Source organism: Microbacterium sp. 71-36 (assembly GCF_001898305.1).
In the GTDB taxonomy this organism is placed as follows: Bacteria; Actinomycetota; Actinomycetes; order Actinomycetales; family Microbacteriaceae; genus Microbacterium.
In genome coordinates this window covers 697,570-718,154 of the sequence record NZ_MKTP01000001.1, presented here as the reverse complement: position 1 = coordinate 718,154, position 20,585 = coordinate 697,570, and the positions used below count along the sequence as shown (strand labels likewise).

At 69.0% G+C, this 20,585-nt stretch carries 25 protein-coding genes and 1 pseudogene; 16 read left to right on the top strand and 10 right to left on the bottom strand.

Annotated features, from left to right (window positions below; genetic code table 11):
• The 4 genes from BGO45_RS03595 to xseA are packed head-to-tail and all read right to left on the bottom strand — an operon-like array spanning position 1 to position 2,843.
• Positions 1-648 carry a carbonic anhydrase gene (locus tag BGO45_RS03595; RefSeq protein ID WP_292692842.1) on the bottom strand — a complete coding sequence of 216 codons (648 nt, stop codon included), beginning with the start codon at positions 646-648 and terminating at the stop codon, positions 1-3.
• 8 nt (positions 649-656) lie between these two features.
• Positions 657-1,289, bottom strand: coding sequence for a DUF4245 family protein (locus BGO45_RS03590; protein WP_292690992.1), 633 nt, complete (start codon positions 1,287-1,289; stop codon positions 657-659).
• The gene (locus BGO45_RS03585; RefSeq protein ID WP_036328293.1) at positions 1,289-1,528 is read right to left on the bottom strand and encodes an exodeoxyribonuclease VII small subunit; all 240 of its coding nucleotides are present in this window, start codon (positions 1,526-1,528) and stop codon (positions 1,289-1,291) included. Before BGO45_RS03585 ends, BGO45_RS03590 begins: the two co-directional genes overlap by 1 nt.
• 1 nt (position 1,529) lies before the next feature.
• Positions 1,530-2,843 carry an exodeoxyribonuclease VII large subunit gene (gene xseA / locus BGO45_RS03580; RefSeq protein WP_292690989.1) on the bottom strand — a complete coding sequence of 438 codons (1,314 nt, stop codon included), beginning with the start codon at positions 2,841-2,843 and terminating at the stop codon, positions 1,530-1,532.
• Positions 2,844-2,910: 67 nt separating this feature from the next.
• Between xseA and BGO45_RS03575 the strand changes: the two genes are divergently transcribed.
• The 5 genes from BGO45_RS03575 to BGO45_RS03555 are packed head-to-tail and all read left to right on the top strand — an operon-like array spanning position 2,911 to position 6,332.
• Positions 2,911-3,972: a 4-hydroxy-3-methylbut-2-enyl diphosphate reductase gene (locus BGO45_RS03575; RefSeq protein ID WP_292690987.1), complete on the top strand. Its 1,062-nt coding sequence runs from the start codon at positions 2,911-2,913 to the stop codon at positions 3,970-3,972.
• Positions 3,969-4,511 (top strand): DUF6264 family protein, encoded by a 543-nt coding sequence (locus tag BGO45_RS03570; protein WP_292690985.1) that lies wholly within the window; start codon positions 3,969-3,971, stop codon positions 4,509-4,511. The genes BGO45_RS03575 and BGO45_RS03570 overlap by 4 nt, the downstream gene beginning before the upstream one ends.
• A gap of 55 nt (positions 4,512-4,566) precedes the next feature.
• A complete protein-coding gene (locus tag BGO45_RS03565) occupies positions 4,567-5,070 on the top strand; it encodes a sigma-70 family RNA polymerase sigma factor (RefSeq protein ID WP_076493796.1) in 504 nt (167 codons plus the stop codon).
• The gene (locus BGO45_RS03560; protein WP_292690983.1) at positions 5,067-5,777 is read left to right on the top strand and encodes an anti-sigma factor; all 711 of its coding nucleotides are present in this window, start codon (positions 5,067-5,069) and stop codon (positions 5,775-5,777) included. The genes BGO45_RS03565 and BGO45_RS03560 overlap by 4 nt, the downstream gene beginning before the upstream one ends.
• 9 nt (positions 5,778-5,786) lie before the next feature.
• Positions 5,787-6,332 (top strand): MOSC domain-containing protein, encoded by a 546-nt coding sequence (locus BGO45_RS03555; protein ID WP_292690981.1) that lies wholly within the window; start codon positions 5,787-5,789, stop codon positions 6,330-6,332.
• Between the two features lie 152 nt (positions 6,333-6,484).
• Here BGO45_RS03555 and fbaA read toward each other — a convergent pair whose 3' ends face one another.
• Positions 6,485-7,513 carry a class II fructose-bisphosphate aldolase gene (fbaA, locus tag BGO45_RS03550; protein WP_076493792.1) on the bottom strand — a complete coding sequence of 343 codons (1,029 nt, stop codon included), beginning with the start codon at positions 7,511-7,513 and terminating at the stop codon, positions 6,485-6,487.
• A gap of 180 nt (positions 7,514-7,693) precedes the next feature.
• Between fbaA and glpX the strand changes: the two genes are divergently transcribed.
• Positions 7,694-8,683: a class II fructose-bisphosphatase gene (glpX, locus tag BGO45_RS03545; RefSeq protein ID WP_292690978.1), complete on the top strand. Its 990-nt coding sequence runs from the start codon at positions 7,694-7,696 to the stop codon at positions 8,681-8,683.
• A gap of 302 nt (positions 8,684-8,985) precedes the next feature.
• Positions 8,986-9,195, top strand: a complete 210-nt coding sequence (locus BGO45_RS03540; RefSeq protein WP_292690976.1) for a UDP-N-acetylmuramyl pentapeptide phosphotransferase — start codon at positions 8,986-8,988, stop codon at positions 9,193-9,195.
• Here BGO45_RS03540 and BGO45_RS03535 read toward each other — a convergent pair.
• Positions 9,170-10,531, bottom strand: a complete 1,362-nt coding sequence (locus BGO45_RS03535; RefSeq protein ID WP_292690974.1) for a DNA recombination protein RmuC — start codon at positions 10,529-10,531, stop codon at positions 9,170-9,172. The genes BGO45_RS03540 and BGO45_RS03535 overlap by 26 nt on opposite strands.
• A 50-nt stretch (positions 10,532-10,581) precedes the next feature.
• The gene (locus tag BGO45_RS03530; protein WP_292690971.1) at positions 10,582-11,178 is read right to left on the bottom strand and encodes a 3'-5' exonuclease; all 597 of its coding nucleotides are present in this window, start codon (positions 11,176-11,178) and stop codon (positions 10,582-10,584) included.
• A gap of 173 nt (positions 11,179-11,351) precedes the next feature.
• Between BGO45_RS03530 and BGO45_RS03525 the strand changes: the two genes are divergently transcribed.
• The 4 genes and pseudogenes from BGO45_RS03525 to BGO45_RS03510 all read left to right on the top strand — a co-directional run.
• Entirely contained in the window at positions 11,352-12,101 is a 750-nt protein-coding gene (locus BGO45_RS03525) for a class I SAM-dependent methyltransferase (RefSeq protein WP_292690969.1), read from the top strand.
• A gap of 39 nt (positions 12,102-12,140) precedes the next feature.
• The gene (gene ychF / locus BGO45_RS03520; RefSeq protein ID WP_292690968.1) at positions 12,141-13,214 is read left to right on the top strand and encodes a redox-regulated ATPase YchF; all 1,074 of its coding nucleotides are present in this window, start codon (positions 12,141-12,143) and stop codon (positions 13,212-13,214) included.
• A gap of 42 nt (positions 13,215-13,256) precedes the next feature.
• On the top strand, positions 13,257-13,826 hold the full coding sequence (locus tag BGO45_RS03515; RefSeq protein WP_292690967.1) for a hypothetical protein: 570 nt from the start codon (positions 13,257-13,259) through the stop codon (positions 13,824-13,826).
• 180 nt (positions 13,827-14,006) lie between these two features.
• Positions 14,007-14,165 (top strand): annotated as a pseudogene (locus BGO45_RS03510) (DUF933 domain-containing protein); the annotation flags it as partial.
• A 29-nt stretch (positions 14,166-14,194) separates the two neighbouring features.
• Here the strand turns inward: BGO45_RS03510 and BGO45_RS03505 are convergent.
• Together BGO45_RS03505 and BGO45_RS03500 are read right to left on the bottom strand one after the other, a co-directional pair.
• Complete coding sequence (locus BGO45_RS03505) at positions 14,195-14,461, bottom strand: Txe/YoeB family addiction module toxin (RefSeq protein WP_292690966.1); 267 nt, start codon at positions 14,459-14,461, stop codon at positions 14,195-14,197.
• The gene (locus BGO45_RS03500; protein WP_292690964.1) at positions 14,458-14,706 is read right to left on the bottom strand and encodes a type II toxin-antitoxin system Phd/YefM family antitoxin; all 249 of its coding nucleotides are present in this window, start codon (positions 14,704-14,706) and stop codon (positions 14,458-14,460) included. Before BGO45_RS03500 ends, BGO45_RS03505 begins: the two co-directional genes overlap by 4 nt.
• Before the next feature lie 390 nt (positions 14,707-15,096).
• Between BGO45_RS03500 and BGO45_RS03495 the strand changes: the two genes are divergently transcribed.
• Together BGO45_RS03495 and BGO45_RS03490 are read left to right on the top strand one after the other, a co-directional pair.
• Positions 15,097-15,447: a hypothetical protein gene (locus tag BGO45_RS03495; protein ID WP_292690962.1), complete on the top strand. Its 351-nt coding sequence runs from the start codon at positions 15,097-15,099 to the stop codon at positions 15,445-15,447.
• A 341-nt stretch (positions 15,448-15,788) separates the two neighbouring features.
• Positions 15,789-17,363, top strand: a complete 1,575-nt coding sequence (locus BGO45_RS03490; protein WP_292690961.1) for a DUF262 domain-containing protein — start codon at positions 15,789-15,791, stop codon at positions 17,361-17,363.
• Positions 17,364-17,817: 454 nt separating this feature from the next.
• On the opposite strand, the gene BGO45_RS03485 is transcribed toward BGO45_RS03490, so the two are convergent.
• Positions 17,818-18,102 (bottom strand): hypothetical protein, encoded by a 285-nt coding sequence (locus BGO45_RS03485; RefSeq protein WP_292690960.1) that lies wholly within the window; start codon positions 18,100-18,102, stop codon positions 17,818-17,820.
• Positions 18,103-18,424: 322 nt separating this feature from the next.
• Between BGO45_RS03485 and BGO45_RS03480 the strand changes: the two genes are divergently transcribed.
• The 3 genes from BGO45_RS03480 (at position 18,425) to BGO45_RS03470 (ending at position 20,556) form a co-directional block, all read left to right on the top strand.
• The gene (locus tag BGO45_RS03480) at positions 18,425-18,706 is read left to right on the top strand and encodes an antibiotic biosynthesis monooxygenase (protein WP_292690959.1); all 282 of its coding nucleotides are present in this window, start codon (positions 18,425-18,427) and stop codon (positions 18,704-18,706) included.
• A 75-nt stretch (positions 18,707-18,781) separates the two neighbouring features.
• Positions 18,782-20,101: an MFS transporter gene (locus BGO45_RS03475; RefSeq protein ID WP_292690958.1), complete on the top strand. Its 1,320-nt coding sequence runs from the start codon at positions 18,782-18,784 to the stop codon at positions 20,099-20,101.
• Positions 20,098-20,556: a hypothetical protein gene (locus BGO45_RS03470; RefSeq protein WP_292690957.1), complete on the top strand. Its 459-nt coding sequence runs from the start codon at positions 20,098-20,100 to the stop codon at positions 20,554-20,556. Before BGO45_RS03475 ends, BGO45_RS03470 begins: the two co-directional genes overlap by 4 nt.
• Positions 20,557-20,585: the final 29 nt, after the last annotated feature.

Genomic DNA, 20,585 nt, shown 5'->3' with positions numbered 1-20,585 from the left:
TCAGGCGGCGCGGGAGTCGTCCACGTCGCCCACGCTCACGACGGAGACGGCTTCCCCGTCGTCGAGGCGGTAATTGGCGCCCACCACCGCGACCCGGCCCTCGGCGACGGCTTCGGCGATGAGCTCGGAGGCGCGCAGCAGGTCGGCGACGGTGTGGCGGAGGTGCTCGCGACCCACCAGCTCGGCGTCGACCCGCTCGGCCGCGCGTCCTTCGGCGGCCTCTTCGCGCTGCACCCGGCGCACGGCCGGCACGATGGGGGCGATCTGCCGCCAGATGTAGGGCGGAAGGGTCGGGGCGTCGATGCCGGTGCTGTCGATGGCGGCACCGACGGCGCCGCACGCGTCGTGCGCGAGCACCACGATGAGGGGGACCTCCAGGACCCCGACGGCGTACTCGAGGCTGCCGATCACGGAGTCGGAGATGACCTGGCCGGCGTTGCGGACGACGAACAGATCGCCCAGGCCCTGGTCGAAGATGATCTCGGCCGCGAGGCGCGAGTCGGAGCAGCCGAAGAGCGCGGCGGTGGGGTGCTGCGAGCTCGCGAGCTCCGTGCGGCGCTCGACGTCCTGGCGCGGGTGGGCGGGGGCGCCCGAGACGAAGCGACGGTTGCCCTCGAGCATCTGATTCCACACGGCACGGGGGGTCATGCGCTCGCTCACGGGGCCTCTCTCAGTTCTCGAATCTGGGCGGTGACGGATGCCGCGGCGATCGCGGTCGTCTCGGGGCTGGCGTCGCCGTAGATCAGCACCTGATCGGGACCGGCGGGGGTCGACAGGGCGTAGGTGATGTTGCCGGCGCGCTCGGGGTCGCTGGGGCGGTACACGTTCCAGTCGACGCCGTCGATCGCGACGGTCTCGGTGCTGCGCGCTCCGCCGAGGACCTGAGCGACCCATTCCTCGCCGGTGTCGAGCCCCTGCGCGACGCGCACGAACCCCGACTCGCCCGACCGGACGTACACCATGGTCCATGCCTCGGTGCCGCCCTGGCCCTCGGTCGTCGCCTGGTTGACACGCCATCCGTCGGGGAGCGACGGCGACAGTGCGGGGCGACCGATCTCGTCGGAGAGGTCGGCGGCGAGCGCTGCGACGTCGGGCTGCGGGCGCGGGGCGAGCTCGCCGCGCGGAACCGCGGCGACCACGACGAGGACGACCGCGACCGTGACGAGGAGGGCCGCGACGAGATTGCGGAACGTCTTGCTGGAGCGATAACGGCGAGAGGACTCGGCCTTGCGGGCCGCGGTCTCCTCCGGTGTCTCGGGGCGCCCGAGCTCGGCGACGATGCGGGCCATCAGGACTCCTCACCTTCGCCGCGGGCAGCGTCCAGTCGCCGCTTGGCGCCCAGCAGCCATTCCTCGCACCGGGCGGAGAGCTGTTCGCCGCGCTCCCAGAGGGCGAGGGACTCCTCCAGGGTCGGAGCGCCCTGCTCGAGCTCGGCGACCACGCGGACGAGTTCGTCTCGGGCTTGCTCGAAAGACAGGGACGCCACGTCGGCGGAGGGGCCGGAAGGCGTCGCGGTCATGGCATCCATCTTAGGCGCGACCGGCGGAGGCACCGCCGCCCGCGGGGGACTCGGAGCCGGCGACCGGGCCTGTGGAGGAGGCGCCGAAGGCGCCGTCGGCGACGGTGACCACGACGCGCGAGCCCGCGGGCGCCTGGGTCGCGTCGCGCACGATGCCGCCGCCCTCGATCTGCGCGATCGCGTATCCGCGCGCCAGGGTCGCCTCCGGTGAGAGAGCCCGGAGCGCCGCGCGGAGTTCGCGCGTGCGCCGTTCCTCGCCCTGCAGGCGTCGGTCGACGATGTCGCGACCGCGCGTGGCCAGCATCCAGACGTCCTGAGCGCGGGAGGTGAGCATCGAGTGCGGTGTCCGCAGCACCGGACGCGACCGCAGCTGTTCGAGCTGCGCGATGTCGTGCAGGACGCGTTGCGTGAGGCGACCCGTCAGCCGCGCACGCAGCTGCGCGACGAGCGCGCGCTGCTCGCTCACGTCGGGCACCACGCGCTTGGCGGCGTCGGTCGGAGTGGAGGCCCGCACGTCGGCGACGTCGTCCAGCAGCGGGCGGTCGTTCTCGTGGCCGATGGCGCTGACGATCGGGGTGGATGCCGCCGCCACCGCGCGCACCAGTCGCTCGTCGCTGAAACCGAGGAGCGTCTGCGGATCCCCGCCGCCCCGCGCGATGACGATGACGTCCACCTCGGGGTCGGCGTCCAGTGCCGCCAACGCCGCGAGGGTCTCGGGGACGCAGCGATCGCCCTGCACGGCGGCGTACCGCGTGCGGAACCGCACCTGCGGCCAGCGCAACTCGGCGTTGCGGTGCACGTCCTTCTCGGCATCCGAGTTCTCGCCCGTGATCAGACCGATGCAGTGGGGGAGGAACGGCAGCGTCTTCTTCCGCGCGGGGTCGAACAGCCCCTCGGACCGCAACTGCGTGCGCAGCCGCTCCAGACGTTCGAGCTGTTCGCCCAGCCCCACGTGCCGCATCGCCGACACCGCGAACGAGAAATCGCCCGTGCGGGGGAAGTAGTCCGCCTTGACGCACGCCACGACGTGATCGCCGACCTGCAGGTCTTTGGGCAATCGTGCCAGCGTGCTCGACCAGATGCGGAAGGCGACGGTGGAGTCGGTCCCGAGGTCTTTCAGACGCCCGAAGACGTTGCCGCCACGGCGGTTGAAGGAGGTGATCTCGCCTTCGACCCACACGGATCCCCAGCGCTCGATGAACCCGCGGATCGTGTCGTTCAGTCGCGACACCGACGTGGGCGCCTCGTTCTTCGAATCGCGCGGGTGCACGGAGTCGGCCGGGGGCGCCTGGCCCTCGACGGCATCGGGTCGGAAGGAGGTCATGCTCTCTCAGGGGGTCGGTGGTGGGCGGTTCGGCCGTCGCCCAGGGGCGCCCCCGTAGAATCGAGGGGTGAGCACACCTGCCGTCCACCTGCCCGTTCCCCGGATACCGGGTCGACGCGGGCGGCTCCAGGATATCCCCGTCCACGGACAGAAGAAGGTGCTGTTGGCAGCCCCGCGCGGTTACTGCGCCGGCGTCGACCGTGCCGTCATCGCCGTCGAGAAGGCGCTCGAACGCTATGGCGCGCCGGTGTACGTGCGCAAGCAGATCGTGCACAACATCCATGTCGTGACCGAGCTCGAGAAGCAGGGCGCGATCTTCGTCGAAGAGGTCGACGAGGTCCCCGATGGTTCGCACGTCGTCTTCAGCGCCCACGGCGTCTCGCCGGCGGTCGTGTCGGCGGCGTCCGATCGGCATCTCCAGGCGATCGACGCCACCTGCCCCCTGGTCACCAAGGTGCACCGCGAGGCGGTGCGCTTCGCGCGTGACGACTTCGAGATCCTGCTGATCGGCCACGAGGGCCACGAAGAGGTCGAGGGCACGGCGGGCGAGGCCCCCGAGCACGTCACCGTCGTGAACTCGCCCGAGCACGCCGACACCGTCGAGGTGCGCGACCCGTCGAAGGTCGTGTGGCTGTCGCAGACCACGCTCTCGGTCGACGAGACGATGGAGACCGTGCGCCGTCTGCGTCTGCGGTTCCCCGAGCTGCAGGATCCGCCGTCCGACGACATCTGCTACGCGACCCAGAACCGCCAGGTCGCGATCAAGAAGGTCGCGCGCGACGCGGACCTGGTGATCGTCGTGGGCTCGGCCAACTCGTCGAACAGCGTGCGCCTCGTGGAGGTCGCGCTCGAGCACGGCGCCAAGGCCGCCTACCGCGTCGACTACGTCGACGAAGTGCGTCAGGAATGGCTCGACGGCGTCGAGACCGTGGGTGTCACCAGCGGTGCCTCGGTGCCCGAGGTCCTCGTCACCGAGGTGCTCCAGGAGCTCGCCGGCGCCGGCTACCGCAACGTCGAAGAGGTGCGCACCGCCGAGGAGGACCTCATGTTCTCCCTGCCCAAGGAGCTGCGTCAGGACTCGTCGGGCAAGCGCGACCAGCGGGCGCTCGGCGGCCGAGGCCGCGCGTGAGCGACGACGACGCCCGCCCGCGTCCGCAATACGGCGAGTACGCCTCACCCGAGGAGCAGCGTGCGCGCATCCAGCGTCCGGAGGTGACCGAGGCGCTCGAAGCGGGCGTGGCACCGGCGCCCGAGCCGGCCGCCGAAGCGGCACCGGCCGCGAACCGCGCGCGCGGCCCGCTCGCCGACCGCGTCGCCACGTTCGTCCTGCTCGTGTACGGCCTGATCTCGGTGATCTCCACCATCACCCAGCTCCTGGACTTCCCCGGCTACGCCGAGCGCGCCGCCCAGATCCTCGGCGTGGACGCCACCTACACGGCCCTGTCCACCGGCTACGTCTGGGGTGCGGTGGCATCCGTCGTGTATGCGATCGGCTACCTGCTCACGGCCGCGCTCACCTGGCGGCGACTGCGCCGGGGTCGGATCGCGTTCTGGGTGCCGCTCGTCGGCTTCGTGGCGACCACGCTCGTCACGGGCGTCTGCATCACCATCGCCCTGACGGCCGACCCCGCGTTCCTCTCGGCTCTCACGGGCGCGTTCGCGAACTGAACCGCGCGGCCCGGCATCCCGTGTTCACCGTGAGGAGAACAGGAGGGATGCCGCGATGCGAGACGACCACGCGCAACTGACCGCGCTGTACGACGCGCACGCCGCGCCCGTCTGGCGGTACGTCGTGAGCCTCACGGGCGACCATGCGGGCGCGGACGACGTCGTGCAGGAGACCCTGCTGCGCGCCTGGCGGACGCCGCGCGTCATGGCGGACGACCCCTCGCGGCTGCGGTCGTGGATGTTCACCGTCGCCCGCAACATCGTCATCGACGACGCGCGCAGCGCCCGACGGCGCCATGAACAGCCCGTCGACGAGCTTCCCGAGACCGCGGGCGGGGACGACACGGATGCGATGTTCGACGCCCTGCTCGTGGAGGAGGCGCTGGCCACCCTGACTCCCGATCACCGCGCGGTCATCGTCTCGGCGTACTACGGCGGTCGGAGCGTCGCACAGGCGGCGGAAGAACTGGGAATCCCGGTCGGGACGGTCAAGTCGCGTCTGCACTACGCCGTGCGCGCGCTCCGGCTCGCCCTGCAGGAGAGAGGGGTGACGCGATGACCTCCGAGCACGAGAGGTTCGCCACCTGGGACGGTGCGTACGTGTTGGGTGCGCTACCGGCCGCGGACCGCGGCGAGTACGAACGTCACCTCGACGAGTGCCCGCTCTGTCGGGCCGCCGTGGCCGAGCTCGCCCCCACGGCCGGGCTCCTGTCGCGCCTGTCGCCCGAGCGCGCCCGAGCGATCGACGGCGCCGACGCACAGCTCCGCGCCGCGCCGACGTCTCCCGATCCGGCGCTCCGGGGGCGGATCGTCCGCACCGCGCGGCGTCGCCGACGGCGCGTCGTCGCCGTGTGGGCCGGTGCCGCAGCGGCGGCACTGCTGATCATCGCGGTGCCGAGCGTGCTGGCCCTCACCAGCGCCCCGACCGACGCGGGCGGCACGGTCTACGCGCTGAACGACGTCGCCGGTGCGCCGTTGGAGGCGTCGGTGAAGCTGACGCCGGTCGAGTGGGGCACCCGGATCGACCTCGTCTGCCAGTACACCGGTGAAGTCCTCGACGCGCCGCCCGGCGGTTGGCCGTACGCTCTCGCCGTCACGGACGACTCGGGGGCGACGACGATGCTCTCCACCTGGCGTGCGGGCCCCGGCTCGACCACCGAGCTGAGCGCGGGCACCGACGTGTCGGCATCCCGGATCGACTCCATCGAGATCCGGACCGTCGACGGCGATCGCGTGGTCATGCGGCGGGACTTCTCCAGCCCGTAGCATCGAGGGATGCCGAGCCTCGTCGCCGTCTGCGCCGTCCATGCCCTGCGTCCCGACTCCGGGTCGGTGGGCGTCACCGCGATCGACAAGCGCGCGCTCGACGGGGCGGTCCGGATCGGCCGGTTGGGCGTGCGTGCCGATGTGCAGGCGAGCCGCAAGCACCACGGCGGCCCCGACAAGGCGGTCTACGCGTATGCGCAGGACGACGCCGAGTTCTGGGAGGGCGAACTCGGACGCGAGCTCGCTCCCGGCTGGTTCGGCGAGAACCTGCGGCTCGACGGTGTCGACGTCAACGGCGCGCGGATCGGTGAAGTCTGGCGCATCGGCGAGACCGTGCAGCTGGAGGTCACGATGCCCCGGACGCCCTGCGCGACCTTCGCCCGCTGGGTCGGCGGCGCGGCCTCACGCGGTTGGGTGAAGCGGTTCTCGGATGAGGGGCGCCTCGGCGCCTACCTGCGCGTCCGCCGGGCCGGGGACGTGCGCGCCGGCGACCCGGTCGAGATCCTGTCGTCGCCCTCGGACGCGCCCACGGTGCTGGAGCTGTACCGGTCGTAGGTCAGCCGTTCTCGCGGCTGCGTCGTCATCGCTGACTTCGGGCGAACGTTCGCCCCGCGCCTCGCTCGCCGGACATTTCCCCGAAGTCAGCGAGGGGTGGGAACGCACGAACGCCCCGGCCGGAGCCGGGGCGTTCGTGCGCGGGATGCGGGTCAGCCCTGCGACTTGCCGAAGGAGCCGAGCTGCTTCGTCGCCTCGACGACGCGCACAGCCATCGCCGACTCGGCGACCTTGCCCCACGCGCGGGGGTCGTACTGCTTCTTGTTGCCGACCTCGCCGTCGACCTTCAGGACGCCGTCGTAGTTGGAGAACATGTAGCCCGCGATGGAACGCGTGAAGGCGTACTGCGTGTCCGTGTCGATGTTCATCTTCACGACGCCGTTCGAGACGGCCAGCGCGATCTCCTCGTCGGTGGATCCGCTGCCGCCGTGGAAGACGAGGTCGAGCGGCTTGGGGCCGGTACCGAACTTCGCGGCGATGCCCTCCTGGATCTCGCCCAGCAGCTCGGGGCGGAGCTTCACGCCGCCCGGCTTGTACACGCCGTGCACGTTGCCGAACGTCAGCGCGGAGATGTAGCGGCCGTTCTCGCCGAGGCCGAGACGCTCGACGGCCTTGGTGACGTCGGCGACCGTCGTGTACAGGGCGTCGTTGGAGCCCTCGTGCGCGACGCCGTCCTCTTCGCCGCCGACGACACCGACCTCGATCTCGAGGATCGCGTTGATGTTCTTGAGGCGGGGGAGGAGCTCGGCCGCGATGTCGATGTTCTCGTCGAGCGGAACGGCGGAGCCGTCCCACATGTGCGACTGGAAGATCGGGTTGCGGCCGGCCTTGACCTCTTCCTCGGATGCCTCGAGGAGCGGGATCACGAAGCCGGGCAGCGCATCCTTCGGGCAGTGGTCGGTGTGCAGAGCGACCGTGATTGGGTAGTTCTTGGCGACCTCGGTGACGTACTTGGCGAACGCGAGCGCGCCGGTCGCGCGGGCCTTGACGGTGTGGCCGGCGAAGTAGTCGGCGCCGCCGGTGGTGACCTGCAGGATGCCGTCCGAGCCGGCCTCGGTCAGGCCCTGGAGCACGGAGTTGATGGTCTGCGAGCTCGAGACGTTGATCGCGGGGTACGCGAAGCTGCCGGCCTTGGCGCGGTCCAGCATCTCGGCGTACTGCTCAGGTGTGGCGACGGGCATGGAGAAGCTCCTTGGTCGTGACTGGGACAACCGTCACTCTAGCGAAGGCGCCCGATCGTGACGGGGTCGGCGGGCGAGGAACGGGCTGGTTCTCCTCTTCTGTTAAGAATCGCGATTCCTTCGTCCGCGCAACGGAGAAATCCGCCGATTGTCACGACGTCGCTGGCTACAGTGGGCCACATGGTGAGCCTGACGTCCGACATGAGTCCCCTGCATCCCGATCGGAACCTGGCTCTCGAGCTGGTGAGGGCGACGGAGGCGGCGTCCATCCGCGCCGTTCCGTTCATCGGTCGTGGAGCCAAGGAGGCCGCCGACGGCGCGGCCGTCGACGCGATGCGGGCGTTCTTCAGCACCGTCAATTTCGACGGCACGATCGTCATCGGCGAGGGCGAGAAGGACAACGCGCCGATGCTCTACAACGGCGAGCGGGTCGGCAACGGCAAAGGCCCCCGGTGCGACGTAGCCGTCGACCCGATCGACGGCACGTCGCTGACGGCCGCGGGGCGTCAGAACGCTCTGTCGGTCATCGCGGTCTCCGACCACGGTTCGATGCTCGACGCGTCCAGCGTCTTCTACATGGACAAGCTCGTCACCGGTCCCGCCGGCGTCGGAGTGGTCGACATCCGCCTCCCCATCGGCGAGAACATCCGCCTGCTGGCGAAGGCGCTGGGGAAGCCGGTGGACGAGATCGTCGTGTCGGTGCTGAACCGCCCGCGCCACGAGCAGCTGATCGCGGACATCCGCGAGGCGGGTGCCGGCACGCGTCTCATGAGCGACGGCGACGTCGCCGGCGGCATCAACGCCGCGCGCCACAACGCCCGGACGGACATGTGCGTGGGGATCGGCGGAAGTCCCGAGGGAATCGTCACCGCGTGCGCGATCAAGGCCCTCGGCGGGCACATCCAGGGTGTCCTCGCCCCGCGCGACGACGCCGAGAAGCAGAAGGGTCTCGACGCCGGGCTGAAGGTCGACGGCGAGGTCTACGAGGCCGACGACCTCGTGCGGGGCAAGAACACGATCTTCGTCGCGACCGGTGTGACCGATGGGCAGCTGGTGCAGGGTGTGCGTCGCGACGGCGACTTCATCTACACCGAGAGCGTGGTCTTGCGCGGCGCCTCGGGCACGCTCCGCCGGATCTCGTCGGAGCACCTGACGTCGAAGTGGCTCTGACGCGCTGACGCGGAGCGGGCGTTCGCGCCGCGGGTCTCGCGGGCGGGCGGCGCCGGCCGCCGCGCGACCGCGAGACTGCATCCGACCGACAAGTCCACTGCAGGATGCAATGGGGATGTCAGGCCGATGCTGTTTCGCGGCGCCGGCAAGCGACAACGCACACGGGAGCTGTCGAGCGTGCAGCTACAGCCGGGCGTGTCGTTGCGCAAGCGTGACTCCTTCTCCCGGAGGCCTCTGGCAGAATCGACAGCAGTGTCAACGGCGACGCTGTGTTCTTCCGAGACCCGAAGGGGGATCGCTTCATGGCAGCTACGACGAACCCGACCGCGCCTCAGACAGGTGCGCAGGCGGTGATCGCCAGCGCCGTCGACCCCGCTCGTCGCCCCGACGTCCTGCTCCGCAAGCGTCGCGCCGAGGGCCACGAGATCAGCGCGTGGTGGATGGTCGGTGCCTTCGTGGCCGTTTCCGCAGCTGTGGTGAGCCTGCTCAGCTGGGTTCCCGGCGGCTCTTGAGCGACGCCCCACCGTCATCCTGAGCGACTCCGGCGCGCGCACGGACGTCGCCGAGATCCGCGTACGTGACTCCGCCGGCGGAGGTGTCCTCCTCCCGCGGAGACGCCCCGTCGTCGGAGATCTCGAGGAGTTCGGGCGCGGTCCAACGTCGCGGTGAGGACTCGAGCGCGGTGGGCGCGACCACGGCATCGAGCTTCGTCTCATCGATCCCGGGGAACTTCCGCGCCGAGACGAGCACCCGCGACTCGAGAGAACCCGCGAACCTGTTGTAGCTGTCGACCGTCCGCTCCAGCGCACGTCGCAGGTCGCCCGCGTGTCCGGCGAGCACCCCGATCCGGTCGTACAACTCGGTGCCGAGGGCGAAGAGCGTGCGGGCCTCGTCGGACACGTCCTGCTGGGTCCACGTGAAAGCCACGGTCTTCAGCACGGCCCACAGGTTCACCGGCGAGGCGAGCGCGACGCGGCGGGCGAAGGCGTACTCGAGCAGCGTGGGGTCGTCGTCGAGAGCCGCCGAGAGCAGCGACTCGCTCGGCAGGAAGCAGATGACGAACTCGGGGCTGGTGGTGAGCCCGGCCCAATACGTCTTCCGCGCGAGCGCGTCGACGTGGGCGCGCACGGCCTTGGCGTGCTTGGACAGGAGGGCGGACCGCCGGACTCCTTCGTCGCCCGCGGCGGTCACCGCGATGGCGCTGGCCTGCAGGAACGCGTCGAGGGGGACCTTGGCATCCACCGCCAGGGCTTTTCCCCCGGGAAGCCGGACGACCATGTCGGGCCGCCCCGCTCCGGCGTCGGAGGTGATCGAGGACTGCACGTCGAAGTCGACGTGCCGCGTGAGACCCGCGGCTTCGACGACCCGGCGCAGCTGAGTCTCGCCCCACACGCCGCGCGTGCTGCCGGAGCGCATCGCGGACGCCAGCGCCTCGGTCGTGGCCCGGAGCGCTTCGTCGGCTTCGCGGGAGAGTCGCAGCTGTTCGCCGAGCGCCGAGTACTGCTCGACGCGATCGCGCTCGAGGCCGTCGACCTTGCGCTGCATGGTGTCGAGGGTCTCGCGTACGGGGTCGAGCGCGCGCAGCACGGTCTGCTCGCGCCGCTCTCGCTCTTCGCGGGCGGCCTGGTCTGCGCGCGTCTGCCCGACGAGGTCGCGGTACAGCGCGCTCTGGTGCTCGAGCTGAGCCTCGAGTCCGGCGCGCGCGGCGTCGGCGGCGGCCACGCGAGCGGTCAGGTCGACGCGCTCGGCCGCGGCGCGGGACGTGGCCCGGGCGGTGCCGACGAACCAGCCGGCGGCGGCCCCCACGGCGAGGGCGAGGATCGCGAGGATCAGGGCGATGGCATCCATGTGCTCAGTGTGCCGGAGAGGTCCGACATCGCCCGGAAGCGCGACGGAACTCAGGCGACGGCGCGTTCGAGCCGCGGCTCGGCCGCGATCTGCGACACGCGGACACCCAGGTGGGCGGCGAGCGCGTGCACGTCGTCGACGCCGGCGCGGCGCGCGCAGTCGATCGTGATCTCGGCGCACGCGACGGCGTCGGCGAGGGCGTCGTGGTGCGCGAAGGGTGAGCAACCGGCCTCGGCGGCGACGAGGGGGAGTCGGTAGGAGTCGAGGGTGTACGTCTTCCGTGACATCTGCACGCTGCAGACGTAGCGGTACGGAGGGCACTCGTCGCCCGTCACCGCGCAGGCTCTGCGCAGCACCGACATGTCGAAGCCGGCGTTGTGCGCGACCAGCACGTCGGCCCCGGCGAACGCGGTGAGACGTTCCAGCTGCGTGGACCAGTCCGGTGCGTTCACGACATCCGCGGACCGGATGCCGTGGATGCCGACGTTGATCGGAGCGAAATCGTCGTGCCCCGCGGGCGGCTTGATGAGCCACGCGGCGGTGGCGACCACGCGACCGCCGCGGACGCGGGCCAGACCCACCGCGCATGCGGACGCACCGCTGGAGTTCGCCGTCTCGAAGTCGATCGCGGTGAAATCCAGTGCCACGTCTCCACCCTCCGTCGCGAGCGCGGCGGTGCGAGGGAGGCGCGCCGGGTTTCTCCGCGGGCCGTGCGTCGGAGATCGTGCGCGACACGCCGTGTCGTGGCATCCGGATTCGGCGCGGCGGGCGCGGACTCCGGGGGATGGTTCGCCCCGAACACCCGGCCTAGGCTCGGAGCATGACGGAGAGCCGGAAGTCGACGTCGTTCGGGCGGGCCGCCGCTGCCTACGAATCGGGCCGTCCGGGCTATCCCTCCGCCGCGGTGGAGTGGCTGCTCGCGCCGGTCCGCGAGCAGGGTCGGGCCCTGCGTGTCGCGGACGTGGGAGCCGGGACCGGAAAGCTCACGCGTGCCGTGGTCGAGCTCGGCGCCGACGTCGTCGCGATCGACCCGGATGCCACGATGCTCGCGTCGCTGCGGGACAACGTCCGCGGCATCCCGACGTTCGCCGGCACCGCCGAGGATCTGCCGCTGCCGGACTCCGGCCTCGACGCCGTGGTGATGGGGCAGGCCTGGCACTGGGTCGAGCCGGACGCGGGCTCGCGCGAAGTCGGCCGCGTGCTGCGCGCGGGCGGCGTTCTCGGCCTGATCTGGAACATCCGCGACGACCGCGTCGAGTGGGTGCGGCGTCTCACCGGCGCCATGGGTGCCTCGCACGGCGAACGGCTCATCGCGGATGGCGGCCCACGGGTCGCCGAACCGCTGGTCGATCTCGAGCACCGGTCGTGGGAGTGGAGCCGACCGATCGCGCTCCCGCAGCTGCGCGACCTCGTGTTCTCGCGCAGCGACGTCATCACGGCGAGCCCCGACGAGCGTGCGCGCATCGATGCCGCGGTCGACGGGGTCGTGGCATCCGTCCCCGGACTCGCCGACGGGGGAGCGGTCGACCTTCCCTACATCACTCACGCGTTCCGTGCCCGGCGCCCCTGACGCCGTGCGGGTGCTGCGAGCCGGGTAACCTGGACTCCCGTGGCTCTTACCATCGGAATCGTCGGCCTTCCCAACGTCGGAAAGTCGACCCTCTTCAACGCCCTGACCAAGAACGACGTGCTCGCGGCGAACTACCCGTTCGCGACGATCGAGCCGAACGTCGGGGTCGTGAACCTTCCCGATGCGCGCCTGCAGCAGCTCGCCGACGTCTTCGGCTCCGAGCGCCTCGTGCCCGCGGTCGTGTCGTTCGTCGACATCGCCGGCATCGTCCGCGGCGCGAGCGAGGGCGAGGGTCTCGGTAACCAGTTCCTCGCGAACATCCGGGAAGCGGATGCCATCGCCCAGGTCGTCCGCGGATTCGCCGACGACGACGTGGTTCACGTCGACGGGCAGGTCAACCCCGCGAGCGACATGGAGACGATCAACGCCGAGCTGCAGCTCGCCGACCTCCAGACGCTCGAGAAGGCGATTCCGCGCTACGAGAAGGAGATCAAGGGCAAGAAGCTCGACCCCTCTGTTCTCGAGGCCGCGAAGGCCGCGCAGGACGCGCTCCAGCGCGGGCAGCTGCTCTCGGCATCCGGTCTCGACCTCTCGCCGATCCGCGAGCTGGGTCTGCTCACCGCGAAGCCCTTCATCTTCGTCTTCAACGTCGACGAGTCCGTCCTCACCGACCAGGGGCGCAAGGACGAGCTCGCCGCGCTCGTCGCCCCCGCGAAGGCGGTCTTCCTGGATGCCAAGATCGAGTCCGAGCTGATCGACCTCGACCCCGAGGATGCCGCCGAGCTGCTGGCATCCACGGGTCAGGACGAGTCGGGCCTCGACCAGCTCGCCCGCGTCGGCTTCGCCACGCTCGGTCTGCAGACCTACCTGACGGCGGGTCCCAAGGAAGCGCGCGCGTGGACGATCCCGCAGGGCGCGAAGGCCCCGCAGGCGGCCGGTGTGATCCACACCGACTTCGAGAAGGGTTTCATCAAGGCCGAGGTCATCTCGTTCGCCGACCTCGTCGCGCTCGGCTCGGTGGCCGAGGCCCGTGCGAAGGGCAAGGCGCGCCTCGAGGGCAAGGACTACGTCATGCAGGACGGCGACGTGGTGGAGTTCCGCTTCAACAACTGAGCGGGTCCCGGTCCGGTCCGGCGGATTCGCCAGAATGGTTCTGTGACCGACGACAGCGCGCCGCCGACCCGACGCCGCTGGCGCGAGGAACACCGACCGGTCGTCCGGCATTGGCGGCATGGATTCTTCACGGCGTTCCGTCGTGGCGATCCCGTCTTCGTCATCGCCGCGTACCTTCTGGCGGCCGCATGTGCAGGAATGGCTTCCGGCGCCTTCGGCGGCAAGGGCGCGTCCAGGATCACGCCCGAAGAGTCCGCGGTCGTGATCGCAGTGAGCGCGGCCCTCTTCTCGGTGGCTTTGTTGAGTATCGCGATTCGTCTCCCTTTCACTCGGGCTGATGCGCCCCTCTCGTGGGGCGGTGTGATCTTCGGCGTCGGTCTGACCGTGGTTTCGACGACCGTCGTCATCGCACGCGCTGAGGGCGTACTCTCCTCAGCTCTCTGGACGATGTTCGTCGCGCTGGCGCTCTGCGCGGTCATCGCTGTCTTCACGGTGCCGCTCGCTCTTCGACGTCCCCGCGGCTCGACGCGGGGTGAGGAGCGAATCGATGTGTCTCGAGCGGAGCGCGATCCCCCGACGACCACGACGACGCGACCTGAGGTCGCCGAGTAGCTGCGTGTCTGCGCACGCACCCGCCGCGCCCCGCACGCCGTTCACTAAAGTCGGCGCGTGCACTTTACGCCCGCGGTCGCACTCGAGCGGCAACTCGACCGCTGCGGTCGTGCTCGAGCGATCCTCGCCGGATCCGTGCCCAACTTCGCACAGTGGTTCAACCTGTACGTCTACGCGCTCTTCGAGAAGGGCTTCATCAAGGCCGAGGTCATTTCGTTCGCCGACCTCGTCGCGCTCGGCTCGGTCGCCGAGGCCCGCGCGAAGGGCAAGGCGCGGCTCGAGGGCGAGGACTACGTCATGCAGGACGGCGACGTGGTGGAGTTCCGCTTCAACAACTGAGCGAACCTCGGCGCGGAGTCGTATCCGAGTCAGTAGTGGTACCGCGCTTGAAGCACGATCGCGTGCGTCTCATCGGTGACGTAGACCAGGCGATTGGCCTCGTCGATGCGGCGTGACCAGGCGCCCGCCAGCGCGTGTTTCAGCGGCTCTGGCTTGCCGATCCCCTCGAACGGATCGTCACGCAGGATGTCAGCGATGAGCAGATTTATGCGTCGGAGCGTCTTGCGGTCCTGCGTCTGCCAGTACAGGTAGTCCTCCCACCCCTCAGCAGTCCAGGCGAGCGAGAGATGGCTCACGGCTCGATCAGGCCACGTTCTTGGACGTCGCCGGATCGAGCACTGTCCAGGGCATTCAACAGTCGGCGGGCATTCTCGGGGGAGCGCAGGAGATAGCTCGTTTCCACGAGGGAGTCGTACTCGTCTTTCGACATGAGGACGGCGGAACCACGCTTCGACGTGATCTCGATCTCGGAGTGATCCAGATTGACACGCTCGATGAGGCCGAAAAGGTCACGTCGCGCCTCGCTCGTGGTGATTGCCATGTCGATCTCCCGCCAGGTGGTACAGGATATGGTACCAGTGACGCGAGTGAGCCACGCCGGGTGCCCCTCACGACGAGGGCTGGAGCCGGGCGGGGCAGCAGATTCGGATAGCTCGTGTTGGTCGGCGTCGCGTGCGTGTGGAGTTCCGCTTCACCAACTGAGCGGGCTCGCTCCTCCGTCGCGGCGGAGCGAGCCCGCGGTAGCTTGTCTCTTATGGAGGGGGCAGGGCAGCAGGAAGCCCGCGGAAGCTCGGAGCCAGCGCTGTCCGGGGGTCCGATCCCGGAGGGATCCTCGCGGCGGCGTTGGCGTGCGGTGAACAAGCCTCCCGTTCGACGCGGAGATCCGATCTTCGACCTCGCGTCCTGGATTCTCCCGTCCGCGACCATCGGGATGTTCGTCGGCAGCACCGGCTCCAGCCGTGGTCGCAGTGTGCCGATCACCGAGGATGATGCCGCCTTCCTCGTTGCCGCGTGTGCCGGGGTCATCCTGCTCACTCTCCTCGCCGTCAGCATCCGACTGCTCTTCCGTCGGGGGCAGGCGCCGTTGTCTCTGGCCGGAGGGGTGACTCTCCTCGTCCTGAGTGCGCTGTCGATGACCCTCGTTCTTGCGCGCGGCAACGGCGAGGTGAGCCCCACGGTCCTGGTCATGTTGGCGGAGAACGGTCTCTGCATGCTGGTCGGTGCGGTCGCGCTTTGGCTGTCTGTCGTTCGGCGGAGGCCCCCCACGTCGAGTGGCCATTGAGGTGAGGACTTCGGCGCCGGACGTGGCTCTAGCCATCGATCTCCGTTATAGGACGGCGGCGGGGGCGTTTCGAATAGTGCGTGCGCTCCACGGCTCGACGTGCAGAATGCCGTCATGCGCGCGATCGTGCCTTCCGGGATGCTGACGGCGCGGTTGTGACGTCATGTGGGCTGGTGCGTAGCTGGACTGACGGGGCGCCGGCAGACAGGGCACATCGCCCGGTTCACCTGCTCTGTACGCTCCCTGATCGCTAGTAGCCGCGCAGGCGGAGGCACGCATCGGCGGGGTGGCGTTGACTAGAGGGCTTTCTTCGCCCCAATAGGATCTCCCCAGGAGGGGATGTGAGCGAATCGATGCAGATCAACACCCTGATTGAGCGTGTGCTCAGCGGACAGGTACGGATCCCAGGCTTCCAGCGCGGTTATGTGTGGGACCCGCAGCGCGTCGCCCTGCTGATGGACACGATCTTCAAGGGCTATCCCTACGGGACCGTTCTTATGTGGCGCAGCAGCGAGCGACTCCTCACAGAGAAGGCGTTGGGCGGCTTCGTGCTACCCGAGCCCACCAAGGGATATCCACTGGACTATGTGCTGGACGGGCAGCAGCGGATTACATCGATTTTCAGAACCTTCCAAACGTCCGTGTCCGCACCCGACGAAGACCCCGAAGTCTGGCTGCCGATCTACTACGACTTCGAGGCTGTTGCAGACGCGCAGGAGTCGCAATTCATTGCCCTCGCGGCGTCGGATGTTGACCCCACACGCCATTTCCCCCTGCGATCATTCTTCGACCCGGTGGTGTTCGCGGATAGTTACTCTGCGCTCGTCGACGACCGCAAGCGTGAGATTGCAGGTGTGCAAGACAAGTTCAAGGGGACGCTGATTCCCGTCCAGACGTTCGAGACTGACGACCGCACGCGAGTCGCGATCGTGTTCGAGCGCGTCAACCGCATGGGCATCGAGCTGAACATCTTCCAGCTGCTCACGGCGTGGACGTGGAGCGAGGAATTCGACCTGCAGAAAAAGTTCGCCGAACTCGGGGATGAGCTCGAAGCCTTTGGCTTTCACGGCGTCGGAAGTGACAGCGAGCTGATGATGCGATGCTGCGCTGCGATTCTCAAGAATGACCCGTCGCCGACATCGCTGATCGATATCAACGGCGCTGATATGCGCTCCGAGTTCGAGCGAATTCGCTCTGCCTTGAAGTTGGCTATCGACTTCTTGCGTATCAACCTGCGGGTCATCAATATCAAGTTCCTGCCGTACTCGGCGCTACTCATACCGCTGGCCGCCTACTTCGCGCACGATCAACACAAATCCGTCAGCGACGCCGATCGACAGGTACTGCTGCGGTGGTTCTGGCGCACATCCTTCGGGCACCGTTACAGTGGCAACCCCCTGAGAAACGTTCGCTCAGACGTCGAGGAAGCCGCGAAGCTCCGCAAGGGTGAGGTGTCCACGCTGGGGTCAACAGGGGTCTACATCGAGGACGACTACTATCTCTCTCGCAAGTTCAATCTATCGACTGTCGCCACGCGCGCATTCGTGCTCCAGCTTGCGCAACACAACCCGCGTTCTTTCGCCAGCGGTTCTTTGATCGATCTAGACACTGTGCTGTCTGAGCCGAACCGTAGTGAGTTTCACCACTGCTACCCTCGCGCGTACCTCGCGGGAGGCATCGAGCCCGTAGCCGACCGGATCAGCGACCTAGTCAATTACGCATTCCTCACGCGGGCTGAAAACAGGGAAATCTCGGACTCTGCTCCGTCGGCCTACCGCGCGAAAATGCCCGCTGATTCGGCGGCGATTGTACGGAGTCAGATCCTCCCAGACTCCATGTTCGACGATGACTGGGCAGAGTTCCGTGTGCAGCGCGCCGCGCTCCTGGCGGCTGATGCGCTGGATCTTCTTGCCTAGATTCCAGGCGTCAATGACGGCAGCGCAGCACACCCAGCCGTCTTTCGCGCGGTGTCGCGTGATGTCGCAGAACCACAGCCGGTTTTGCGCGGTAGCGGTGAACTGCCGCTTCACCAGATCCCCATGTGTCATGGTGTCAGGCTTCCAACCTCGGCGTTTGCGCCGGTGTGACACCCCGCTCAACCCGCCCAGGCGCATGAGCCGGCCGACATGCTTCTTGCCGCCGTGGACGCCGAGCCCGAGTCGCAGGTCTGCGAGCACCCGCGGGGATATGTCTCCATTGATTCGGCGTGAGTACGACGGATTATCTTTATCAGTTCTGCGTCCGCGACCGGTCGCGCCGACGGCGGCCGGCTGACCCAGTCGTAGTACCCCGACCGTGAGATGTACATGAACCGCCAGGCCACCGCGACGGGGATCCCGTCGGCGGCGAGCCCTTGGACCAGCCGGAACCCTATTTTGAGAGCAAGTCGTCCCGGGCGAAGTACGCCGACGAGCGCTTGAGGATCTCGTTCTCAATCTCCAGCACACGGATTCGCCGGCGCGCCTCGACAAGCTTGTTGTGTTCATCGGACGTCACGTCAGCCTTGCAGCCGGAATCGATCGCGTCGCGGTTCATCCAGTTGCGAAGACTCGAGTCGCTGATCGCGAGATCACGGGCGGTCTGACCGACAGGGTCGCCCCGCGCGACGAGATCGAGAGAGCGACGCCGGATCTCCGGCGGGTGGGCAGCAGGCATCTCACGGAGTCCTTCCGAGACGAATCATCGCCTCAAGATTGGTGTCCGGAGAACCGGGTCAAGCTCCGATCTCGGCGATGAGCAGATTGATGCGGCGGAGCGTCTCGCGGCCCTGTGTCTGCCAGCACAGGAGTCCTCCGACCGCTCAGCAGTACAGGCGAGCGACAGTTGGCTCACGTTCGATGAGGCCGTCGCGTCGCGCTTGCGGTGACTGCCATATCGATCTCCCGCCAGGTGCTGCAGGATGTAGTACCAGCGATCGCTGAGGCCGTACCCTGCGATGCCCCTGGCGCAGCCCACTCAGCCGGTGCCACCATCGGGCATGACCTTCGCCGTCGTCTCCGTCCACTCGCCGAAGCCCGAGTACCGGGCTGCCGTCATCGACTCGATGCAGCGATACAGCCGGGTCGCGCGCGAACAGCCCGGCCTCGAATGGACCGGTGTCGTCGACGACGGGAGCGGTCGTCTGGTCGGAATCGCAGTATGGGCGTCGGAGCAGGCCGCGGCGGACGCGCGGCCGGCGCTCATGGCGGAGGTCGGCGATGATCCGTTCGAGACGTGGGACGAGCGCCCGATCGACGGGCTCCGCGGCGCCGTCATCTGACGGATCAGATCGGCTCGGGACACGCGAATCGGCGCCGGGCGAGGGCGAGTGGCTCTCACTCGCTAAAGTCAGCGCGTGTCCTCCACTCCCGCGGTCGTGCCCGGACCGCGTCCCGACCGCCGCAGCCGGGCGCGAGCGATCCTCGCCGGATCCGTGCCCAACCTCGTGCAGTGGTTCAACCTGTACGTCTACGCGATCTTCGCCCCGTACTTCCGCACCGAGTTCTTCGACGCCGAGTCGCGGGACTCGCTGATCTACGTGTACGCGCTCTTCGCGGTGACGTTCGTCGTGCGGCCCGTCGGTTCGTGGCTCTTCGGCCGGTTCGCCGACACGCGAGGCAGGATGGCAGCCCTCGTGGCCGCGGTCGCCCTGATGTCCGCCGGATCGCTCGCGCTCGCGATCGCCCCGACCGAGCGGGTCGTCGGCGCCTGGGCGGCCGTGATCCTCGTGGTCGTGAGCATCGTGCAGGGGATCGCCGCCGGAGGCGAGTACGCCGCAGCCACCGTGCTGCTCTCGGAGTCGGGGACGCGCGGACATCGGGGATTCTTCGCCTCCTTCCAAGGCGCGACGATCGTCGGCGGTCTGGTGCTGGCTCAGGGTCTTCTCCTGGTGCTCCTGCTCGTCGGCGATCGCACGTCGGTGTCGCAGTGGGGCTGGCGGGTCGCGTTCGCGGCCGGCGGCGCGGCGGGTCTCGCATCGCTGTGGTGGGCGCGCGGTCGCCGCCGCTCGGCATCCACCGCGGTCGCAGCGACCTCGACCCCGCCCTCGACGATGGCGGAGCTGCTCCGCTCGTCCTGGCGTCCGCTCGTGTGGGTGATGCTCCTCACGGCCGGAGGGAGCGCGGCGTTCTACACCGCGACGGTCACGGTTCCCTCGCTCTTCCGCGAGACCGCTTTCGCCGTGGGTGGCGCGCCCGCTGAGCTCGCGGTCACGGGGGTGGTCTTCGCGACCTTCGTCGTGCTCATGCTCCTCCAACCGGCCGGCGGAGCGCTGAGCGACCGCATCGGCCGGAAGCCCCTCCTCGTCGCCTTCGGTGCGGCGGGGGTCCTCGGCGCGGGCGTGCTCGTGTCGACTGCTGCGCGGGAGACGACGGCCCCGACGGTCTTCGGCATCCTCGTCCTCGCGTTCGCGATACTCACCTGCTATCTCTCCGTCAACGGCATCGCCAAGGCGGAGGTCTTCCCCGCGCATGTCCGCGCCCTCGGAGTCGGCTTCGGCTACGCGGTCGCGAACTCGCTCTTCGGTGGCACCGCGCCGCTGGTGTACCACGCCAGCGGCGGAAGCATCGGCTTCATCGTGTACCTGACGGTGCTGCTCGGGGTGACCCTGGCCGCCGCGCTCGCGATGCGCGGAGGGGTCGCGACGGCGCTCGACGTATCGGGAGGGCGAGCGTGAGTTCCCCCGCGGTGCCCGATCATGTCGTGTCTGCGGTCGCCGGACTCGTCCGACGCGTCAAGTCCCTCACGAACGGGATGGCGACGGTCCGTGAGCACAGGTCGACGGACGTCCCGAGCATCATCGTCGACATTCAGCCGGTGAACCCCGCGGCCTGTCCCATAACCATCGTGGCGGAGCAGTTCGTGATCCTGCTGGTCGGCGCGGGCGGCTGTCGATGGGAGATGTCGTACGACGAGACCGACGTCAGCACGATCATGCGCGTCATGCGCGCCGTGGTGGAGGGGAGCGTGGAAGAAAGATATGCGCTCGGACGATCCTCCGTGCGGGTCACGCTCGACGACGGAACGGTGTCGGAGGCGACCACGCGTCGACCCTTGGCCTGGCTTTCGGTGCGGAAGAACAGAGCGCAGCGCTCGTTCACCATCTACCAGCCGTACGCGGTTCGCGCCTGAGCGGGGGAGACCGGTCACGCCGCTACAGA

Coding starts and splice junctions, on each gene's coding strand:
- fbaA (WP_076493792.1), bottom strand. CDS start 7,513: ATGCCCGTCGCCACACCTGAGCAGTACGCCGAGATGCTGGACCGCGCC.
- BGO45_RS03480 (WP_292690959.1), top strand. CDS start 18,425: ATGACCTTCGCCGTCGTCTCCGTCCACTCGCCGAAGCCCGAGTACCGG.
- BGO45_RS03500 (WP_292690964.1), bottom strand. CDS start 14,706: ATGGCAATCACCACGAGCGAGGCGCGACGTGACCTTTTCGGCCTCATC.
- BGO45_RS03535 (WP_292690974.1), bottom strand. CDS start 10,531: ATGGATGCCATCGCCCTGATCCTCGCGATCCTCGCCCTCGCCGTGGGG.
- BGO45_RS03585 (WP_036328293.1), bottom strand. CDS start 1,528: ATGGATGCCATGACCGCGACGCCTTCCGGCCCCTCCGCCGACGTGGCG.
- BGO45_RS03525 (WP_292690969.1), top strand. CDS start 11,352: ATGACGGAGAGCCGGAAGTCGACGTCGTTCGGGCGGGCCGCCGCTGCC.
- xseA (WP_292690989.1), bottom strand. CDS start 2,843: ATGACCTCCTTCCGACCCGATGCCGTCGAGGGCCAGGCGCCCCCGGCC.
- glpX (WP_292690978.1), top strand. CDS start 7,694: ATGGTGAGCCTGACGTCCGACATGAGTCCCCTGCATCCCGATCGGAAC.
- BGO45_RS03555 (WP_292690981.1), top strand. CDS start 5,787: ATGCCGAGCCTCGTCGCCGTCTGCGCCGTCCATGCCCTGCGTCCCGAC.
- BGO45_RS03595 (WP_292692842.1), bottom strand. CDS start 648: ATGACCCCCCGTGCCGTGTGGAATCAGATGCTCGAGGGCAACCGTCGC.
- BGO45_RS03485 (WP_292690960.1), bottom strand. CDS start 18,102: ATGCCTGCTGCCCACCCGCCGGAGATCCGGCGTCGCTCTCTCGATCTC.
- BGO45_RS03590 (WP_292690992.1), bottom strand. CDS start 1,289: ATGGCCCGCATCGTCGCCGAGCTCGGGCGCCCCGAGACACCGGAGGAG.
- BGO45_RS03560 (WP_292690983.1), top strand. CDS start 5,067: ATGACCTCCGAGCACGAGAGGTTCGCCACCTGGGACGGTGCGTACGTG.
- BGO45_RS03495 (WP_292690962.1), top strand. CDS start 15,097: ATGTTCGTCGGCAGCACCGGCTCCAGCCGTGGTCGCAGTGTGCCGATC.
- BGO45_RS03565 (WP_076493796.1), top strand. CDS start 4,567: ATGCGAGACGACCACGCGCAACTGACCGCGCTGTACGACGCGCACGCC.
- BGO45_RS03540 (WP_292690976.1), top strand. CDS start 8,986: ATGGCAGCTACGACGAACCCGACCGCGCCTCAGACAGGTGCGCAGGCG.